The sequence below is a fragment of the Rhizobium sp. BR 314 genome (assembly GCF_047445805.1).
In the GTDB taxonomy this organism is placed as follows: domain Bacteria; phylum Pseudomonadota; class Alphaproteobacteria; order Rhizobiales; family Rhizobiaceae; genus Rhizobium; species Rhizobium lusitanum_B.
The window spans coordinates 1-7,289 of record NZ_JARWLA010000083.1 but is presented as its reverse complement, the minus strand read 5'-3'; the positions used below and the strand labels follow the sequence as shown (position 1 = coordinate 7,289).

Here is a 7,289-nt window from a genome sequence, read left to right as displayed (position 1 = left end):
TCGCTGACCCAGTCGATGGTGATCTACCAGACCGAGATTGTCGATGGCGCGCCGGTGCTGGTGCCGGTCGTCTATCTCTCGGCGGCGGACCGCGCCAAAACCACGTCCGCTGCCATGATCGCCGGCAACACGGTCAGCATCGATGCCGGCTCCGTCGACAATTCCGGCGCGATTGCTGCTGCAGACGGCATGACCATCAATGCGGGCAGCATCAAGGCCAATGGCGGCGCCTTCCTCGCCGGCGGCAATATGAACCTCAATGCCGAGAATGGCATTACGCTCGCCGCTCAGACGATGAACATCGGCGGGCAAACTGTCGTCACCGCCAATGGCGGCGTTTCCGCCGGCGGCAGCCTGAAAATGGATGCTGGTGCCGGCAGCCTGACGCTGAGCGGCACGAAGGTGGCCGCTGGCGGCAACGCGCAGCTCTCCGGGCAGACGGTAACGTTGGGTGCCGTCAAACAGGACAATGGTGGCGTCCAGGCGCTTGTCGGCACCACGGTGACGACCGGCGGCAATCTCAGCGTTGCGGGGAGCAACGGCGTCAACATCATCGCCAGTTCGGCAAAGGTCGGCGGCGATCTCTCCGTCGCCTCCTCGAATGGTTCGGTCAATATTATCTCCGCCGGCGTGGAGAACACCGTGCTCGGCATGGATCGTTTGAGCCTATCGCAGGGCGGCACGATCACGACCACAACCAGCCAGATTCAGCAGGGCTCGTCACTCATTGCCGGTGGCGCCATGCTGGTTTCGGGTAATCAGGGCGTATTGATCGGCGGCTCGACGCTCGACGCCGGCGGTAACCTCGGCATTGTCTCGACGAATGGCAATATCGCAATCGCGGCGTCGCAGGACCAGACCACGAGCCAATCGAAGACCGTCGCGGGTGTTGCGACCGGCTACAAGGGCGGCCAGTCGTCCTCGACCGCAGTGACCAGCAACGCGTCGTCGATAACTTCGAAAAACGGCAATGTGATCGTCCAGGCCAACACGGGCAATATCAGCGTCATTGGTTCCGATATCGATGCCAAGGGCGGTGTGGCCAACCTCATTGCCAAGGGCGACGTCACCATTGGCGAAGCAGTCGACACCGCGTCTTCGTCTAGCAGCAGCGGCAAGGCGAAGCGTAGCGAGACGACGACAACGGCAGAGGGCTCCTCGATCTCCGGCCAGACCGGCGTCAATATCAGCTCCACTGGCGGCGATGTCACGATTTCGGCCTCTCACGTCAAAGCTGGTGATGCCACCCACACTGCCGACGCCAATATTCAAGCCGCCGGCAACATCGTCATCGCCTCGGGCAAGGACACAGACGAAACGACATCCGACAGCAAGAAGAGCGGCTTCCTTTCCTCCAGCAAAACCCACACGCATACCCACGACGAAGACACCGTCGGCTCCTCCGTTTCCGCATCGGGCGATATCACAGTCAATGCTGGCAGCGCGGCCGTCGTCTCCGGCTCCAGCATCATGTCGGGTGGCAGCCTGTCCCTTTCAGGTTCGACCGTCACCGTCATGGGCGCCGAGGAGGAACACGAGAGCGACAAGCAGACCAAGAAATCCGGCATTGGTGTCGGTTCCGGCGGTGGGTTCATCTCGATCTACGGCAGCCACAGCAAGACGATCAGCGAAAGTTCAATCGATAGTGTCGGTTCAAAACTTTCGGCTGGCCAGGACGTCAATCTGACGGCCCGGACGACCGATCTCAATATCATCGGATCATCCGTCAACGCCGATCGGGACATCAATCTGTCCGCAGCCCGCGATGTCAACATCACACCAGGTGCTGAGAGTGCCTCGAAATCCGAACAGGACAAGCGGTCCGGCTTCGGCCTGTCATTCTCGGCCGGCAATGGCGGGCTTTCCGTCGGCATCGGCATGCAAAAGACAGCCGACAAGACAACTCAGGATTCCGACAAGAATTCGGCCTCGTCGCTGACAGCTGGTCGCGATCTCAATGTTTCCGCCGGCAACAACGTCAATCTTCAGGGCGCGCAGGCTTCGGCAGAACGCGATGTAAGTCTAGTTGCCGGCAACGACATCAACCTCCTGTCGGCACAGGACCGGACAAACTATGAGGAGATGCACGAAAAGACCTTTGCTGGCTTGACCGTCAGCGTCGGCACCAAGGCGATCGCCGCTGTCGAGGGCATCATGAACTCGGCGGAGCGACTGACCAATAGCGGCGGGGTGAATGCGGTTACCAATACTGCCATAGCCGGCCTCGGCTTCTATCAGGCCTACAAGGATCTGAAGAACGCCTATGAGCAACTGACCAGCACGGATCCCAAGTCGAAAGGTCTCGAGTTCTCTGTCTCTGCGACGCTTGGCGTCAATCATCAGGAAAGCAGCTCATTTTCGACCACAACGACGCCTGTCGTCAGCGATATTCGCGCCGGCCGTTCGATCACGATGGAGGCCGAGAAGGGCAGCATCATCGCAAACGGCGCGCAGATTGCGGCCGGTTACGACAAAAACGGCCTGCCCATCTTGTCTTTCGATCCGCTGAAGGGGGATATCTTCCTGTCCGCCGCCAACGGTAACATCGACCTGAATGCGGCGGCTGCGACGTCGAACACGTCAAGCAAGAACTCGTCCTACAGTGCGGGCATCGGTGTCGGCTGGTCCTGCGGCACGAAAACGGGCTGCGGCGACATGGGTGTCACGGTCAGCGGCTCCTATGGCAAGGGTAATGCCGATACCACCGGCGTCAACTATTATAACAGCCATGTCGGTGGTACTGGCGATGTCACCATCGTCACCAATGATCTCACGCTGAAGGGCGCCACTGTCAGTGGTAATTCAGTGACAACTGATGTCAAGAACCTGACGATCGAAAGCCAGGTGGACACCGCCACTGCCAAGGCCGCCCAGCTCAATGTCTCTGGCTCGCTCGGCACTGGCGGCTTTAATGCCTCCGGTGTGACGCAGAGGGCGACGGGCGATGCTGCCATCGTTTCTGAACAGTCAGGCATTCATGCCGGAACCGGTGGCCTTTCCATCGACGTCAGCGGTCAGACAACGCTGGCTGGTGGGCTCATCACAAGCGAAGCTAGCGGCGCGCACAATAGCTTCTCCACGGGCACTCTGACCGCTACCGACATTGATACGCACTCGATCTGGAAGGCCGACACCTACGGCGGATCGATAGGGACGGGTGGTCTCTCGATTGCGCCGCCGGTCAAGGCTGGCGAGAACAAGACCGGTCAAGCGCTTTCGGCAATCGGTGGCAATATCGGCATCTCGATCACCGATCCGGCACATCAGACGCAGGACATCTCTTCGATCCGCCGCGATACCGACAACACCAACACGTCGCTGCCTGGCTTGCCGGACCTGCAAAACATCCTGCGTGAGCAGTACAAGACGCAAGCCGATCTGCAGGCCGCTCAGGCGACGATCGCAGGCTTGGTAGGTGATATCGCATCAAACCAGTACGAGAACGCCAAGACGCAATCCGAACGCGACCTCTGGAAGGAGGGCGGTGTCGGGCGCGCAATATTACACGCCGTCGGCGGTGGCATCCTTGGCGGAGTCAATGGCTGGGAGGGCGCGCTTAAAGGCGCCTTAGGTGGCGCTTCTTCAAGTCTGCTCTCACCAGCGATCGCTGATTTAGTAAAGGGTATGCTGAAAGGAACTAAGTACGAGGGAACTCAAGAAGGGCGGCTGCTCGCTGCTTCTATTGGCCAGAGTTTGGCTGCTGGCGTAGGCGGGATCGTCGGAGGAGGCGAAGGTGCATCCTATGGTGAAGCTCAGTATCAGTACAACTATCTGAAGCACGCAGAAATAGAACTTGGAGACAAGCTGCGAGCCCAATGTAAGACTAATGCGGAAGCATGCAATCAATTGGAGCAACTGAGCGCGCTCGATCAGGCCCGCGATGACCAGCTGGAATTTTGTAAGAGAAGTGAGACAACTGCCTGCGTCAATGCTCGTTTTGAGGTTCGTCAAGCAGCCGCCGAGATGTTTGACGCTATTGCAAGCGGAACTGGTCCAGTAAGTCTATTGGATCAGTTTATGATGATGCGCACGCTGTCCCAGGCCACAGCGTACTTTGACGCGAGCGATCCCAACCAAGGCACCTTAACCGCCGGCCAGTGGCAAAAATTGAGATCGAATGACATCAGCGTTGTGGTGGGTGTTTTGGCGGATGCCTTTAGGGCGGGCGATTTTGAAGGCATGTCCTTTGCCTATAGGGCATTGGCTGCGAACAAAACGCTGCCAGCACTTCTGATCGCTCTCGATGTAACTGGTGGTCTGGGCAGCGGATCACCTGGGGCTGCCTCTGGAAACCTAACAACGGTATATCGCAGCCTAACAGCCTCGGATGGAACAACGGTCCTTGTACCGGTAGGTTATAGACCTCTACTGTCGACGATGGGGGCAACAGCTGGCGATGTTAGTGGTCTTCCGGCAGGCTTTGCTCGCGTCGTCGATGATCAGGGCAATATCGTTATCGCCGGCTCAAATGGCGCTATCTATGGCGATGTCGCCGCCGCTCAACGAGCAGCCACGACAGCCAGCCGAGCAGGGTTCAATGATCTAGCAACATTCCGTGTTCAACTTGGCCTTCCGCCAGCCGGCACTGCGGCCGACAAGAGCACCTTGGCTGTCATTGAGATCAATGGGCAAAAGATCTATGGCGTGAATGCCCACGGCCAACCAGTTTCGGGGGTCAATGCAATCTCATCGACCCACGCCGAAATTGATGCCCTTAATCAAATCAAACAGCAGGGGATTAGTGTTTACGGCCAAGATCTGACGTTATATGTAGATCGGGCGCCCTGCGCAGCTTGCGGAACGAACGGCGGGATCCGGTCGATGGTGGAGCAACTGGGGCTAAAACAGCTCACCGTTGTTGGCCCCGATGGACCAATGATAATAACTCCAAGGTGACTCATGCGACTGATTACTGACACGCGAAACGGCAATCACAATTTGGATGTCGAAGTCCCCGACGCAGACGTGAAGGTTGTTCTGGATTGGCTTTCAAGGCTTGACGGCAAGCAGCACACCTTATTGAGCCTTGAGCGGAAGGATGGATGGCAACTTATGGTGGGAGGCGGACCATTCCGTTATGTTGTTACATTGGGGAGCGATATTGACAATATGACACTTGAAAACCCGAGCGGAAATCAATCTACGATGGTTGAGTTGTGTGCCGGAGGTCAATATGGCGATTTTCCTGAAACCATTTGCGTAAACCCAGAACAGGTGGCGAGCGCAGTTTCCTTGTTTTTCTTGGGACGAGAGCTTCAGCTACGATGGGTGAAATGACGCCTTGAAACGTTTTTGCAATCGATGAAGAAACGGCCAGAATTACGGTGACAGTGCACTAGATAAGATTCCAGACCTGACCAAAGCAAGCAAATACCCGTCTTGCTCGGGGCGTCGTCACTGATATTCCACATCACGCCTGACCTGCCATGGAACTTTCATCCGGCGGCGACTAGAGCCCCAGCGGTTTTGAATACGCCAAGTGGCGCGGTGTGAGCAACCGGCGGAAACGCGAAGCTTTCATCTTGCGTAGCGATGGACCCGGCAAAGCTTGCCGGGGTCTGATATCCGAGCGATGAGTGTGGCCGGAAATTGTTGTAATCGTCAGCCCATTCAGCAATGGCGCTTCGGGCGTGATCGAGGCCGAAGAACAGACTCTCGTTAAGTAGCTCATCACGCATGCGCCCGTTGAAACTCTCGACATAGCCGTTCTGCATTGGCTTGCCCGGCGCGATGTAGTGCCACTCCACCTTGTGATCCCTCGACCAGGCGAGAATGGCATTCGACGTTAGTTCGGTGCCGTTGTCGGAGACAATCATTCCGGGCTTGCCGCGTCGTTCGATCAGCCCTGTGAGTTCGCGGGCGACACGTCGACCAGAGATAGACGTATCCGGGATCGCTGCCAGGCACTCGCGCGTCACGTCATCAACGACATTGAGGACCCGAAAGCGTCTGCCGCAGGCGAACTGGTCGTGGACGAAATCCAGCGACCAGCGGGCATTGGCCGTCGCCTCGACCAGGATCGGCGCACGCGTGCCGACAGCACGCCGCCGGGCCTTTCGCTTGCGAACGGAAAGACCTTCCTCGCGATAGAGCCGGTAGATGCGATTGATGCCGGACGGCTCTCCATCCCGCCGAAGCAGGATGAACAGTCGACGGTAGCCGAAACGCTGCCGCTCGTTGGCGAGGTCGCGCAGCTTTGCTCGCAGATCGACCTCCGGCGGTCGACTGGACCGATAACGCACGCTCTTACGATCAGCAGAAATAATCTCGCAGGCCGGCCGCTCCGAAAGCCCCATGGCGGCTTTCAGATGGGTGACGGCTTCACCCTTGCACGGACGAGGCGGACCATACATTTTTTGCGAGAAGCTCGCGGAGTGCGGCTGCATCCAACATCTGTTCAGCCAGCAGCTTCTTCAGCCTCGCGTTCTCATCCTCAAGCGCCTTCAGCCGCTTCGCCTCTGAGACCTCCATGCCGCCGTATTTGGCTTTCCAATTATAAAACGTCGCTTCTGAAATTCCGTGCTTCCGGCAAAGATCGGCCGCTTTCGCTCTGGCTTCCTGCTCCTTCAGCACCGCAATAATCTGCTCTTCCGTAAATCTCTGCTTCTTCATTCGTCCGTCCTTTAACAGGCCGGACTCTAATCCAATCTGGAGGAAATTCTCAGTGCTAGGTCAATGGCGGCGTGCTGATCTCTACCAACAATATCGACTTGGCTGGCGCCCATGCAACGTTCAATGCTTCGTCACGCAGCCAGTCCGCCGGCGCCAGCATCGGTGTGTTTGTCGGCGTCGGCATGGGCGGCGCGACAGGCATCACGCCGACAGCCAGCGTCTCGGCCAAACGAATCATCCCAGCCAGCCCGACGATTTCAGGCCCTCGCCAGCGTCTCGAACATCCAATTCCAATCGCATGTCAAAAATGGATGTTGGCCCTTTCGCAGAACGTTCCTAACGTTACCGACAACAGTAATGTCAGAGCGATTGGTTTCGAGCGACGCCTCGGCCGAACGATCTTGGCATCGCGAACGAATGGACGATGGAAAGGAGTGGCTTGCGGCTTTGGTTGCCGGCCTCCCGCTGAAGGTGATGGCAATGACCAGACAGACGACCCGTATGACGCTGTCCCATAAGACCCGTCTCATTGCGCTGCTTGCCTCGACGGCGCTGGTGCATTCGACGGCAGTGCTGGCGCAGTCACTGCCGTCAGGCGGTCAGGTGGCCGCCGGCAGTGCGACGATCGGGTCGCCATCGGCCGGGTCTCTCACCATCAACCAGACGAGCGGCAGCGC

5 protein-coding genes are annotated in these 7,289 nt (G+C 58.1%); 3 read left to right on the top strand and 2 right to left on the bottom strand.

Annotated features, from left to right (window positions below):
• The first annotated feature begins 18 nt into the window (after window positions 1-18).
• Both QD461_RS36200 and QD461_RS36195 read left to right on the top strand, forming a co-directional pair.
• A complete protein-coding gene (locus QD461_RS36200; protein ID WP_414091596.1) occupies window positions 19-4,896 on the top strand; it encodes a hemagglutinin repeat-containing protein in 4,878 nt (1,625 codons plus the stop codon).
• A 3-nt stretch (window positions 4,897-4,899) separates the two neighbouring features.
• The gene (locus QD461_RS36195) at window positions 4,900-5,277 is read left to right on the top strand and encodes a hypothetical protein (protein WP_414091595.1); all 378 of its coding nucleotides are present in this window, start codon (window positions 4,900-4,902) and stop codon (window positions 5,275-5,277) included.
• A gap of 158 nt (window positions 5,278-5,435) precedes the next feature.
• Here the strand turns inward: QD461_RS36195 and QD461_RS36190 are convergent.
• Both QD461_RS36190 and QD461_RS36185 read right to left on the bottom strand, forming a co-directional pair.
• A protein-coding gene (locus tag QD461_RS36190; protein ID WP_414091594.1) for an IS3 family transposase occupies window positions 5,436-6,612 on the bottom strand; the annotation gives its coding sequence in 2 pieces (ribosomal slippage) (window positions 5,436-6,363 and window positions 6,362-6,612; 1,179 coding nt in all).
• Window positions 6,613-6,667: 55 nt separating this feature from the next.
• On the bottom strand, window positions 6,668-6,850 hold the full coding sequence (locus QD461_RS36185; RefSeq protein ID WP_414091593.1) for a hypothetical protein: 183 nt from the start codon (window positions 6,848-6,850) through the stop codon (window positions 6,668-6,670).
• Window positions 6,851-7,092: 242 nt separating this feature from the next.
• Between QD461_RS36185 and QD461_RS36180 the strand changes: the two genes are divergently transcribed.
• Window positions 7,093-7,289 (top strand): hypothetical protein (locus QD461_RS36180; RefSeq protein ID WP_414091592.1); only part of this gene is annotated, 197 nt, incomplete at its 3' end.

Excerpts from the sequence above, each read along its gene's own strand:
- QD461_RS36195 (WP_414091595.1), top strand. The coding sequence starts at position 4,900 with ATGCGACTGATTACTGACACGCGAAACGGCAATCACAATTTGGATGTC.
- QD461_RS36185 (WP_414091593.1), bottom strand. The coding sequence starts at position 6,850 with ATGATTCGTTTGGCCGAGACGCTGGCTGTCGGCGTGATGCCTGTCGCG.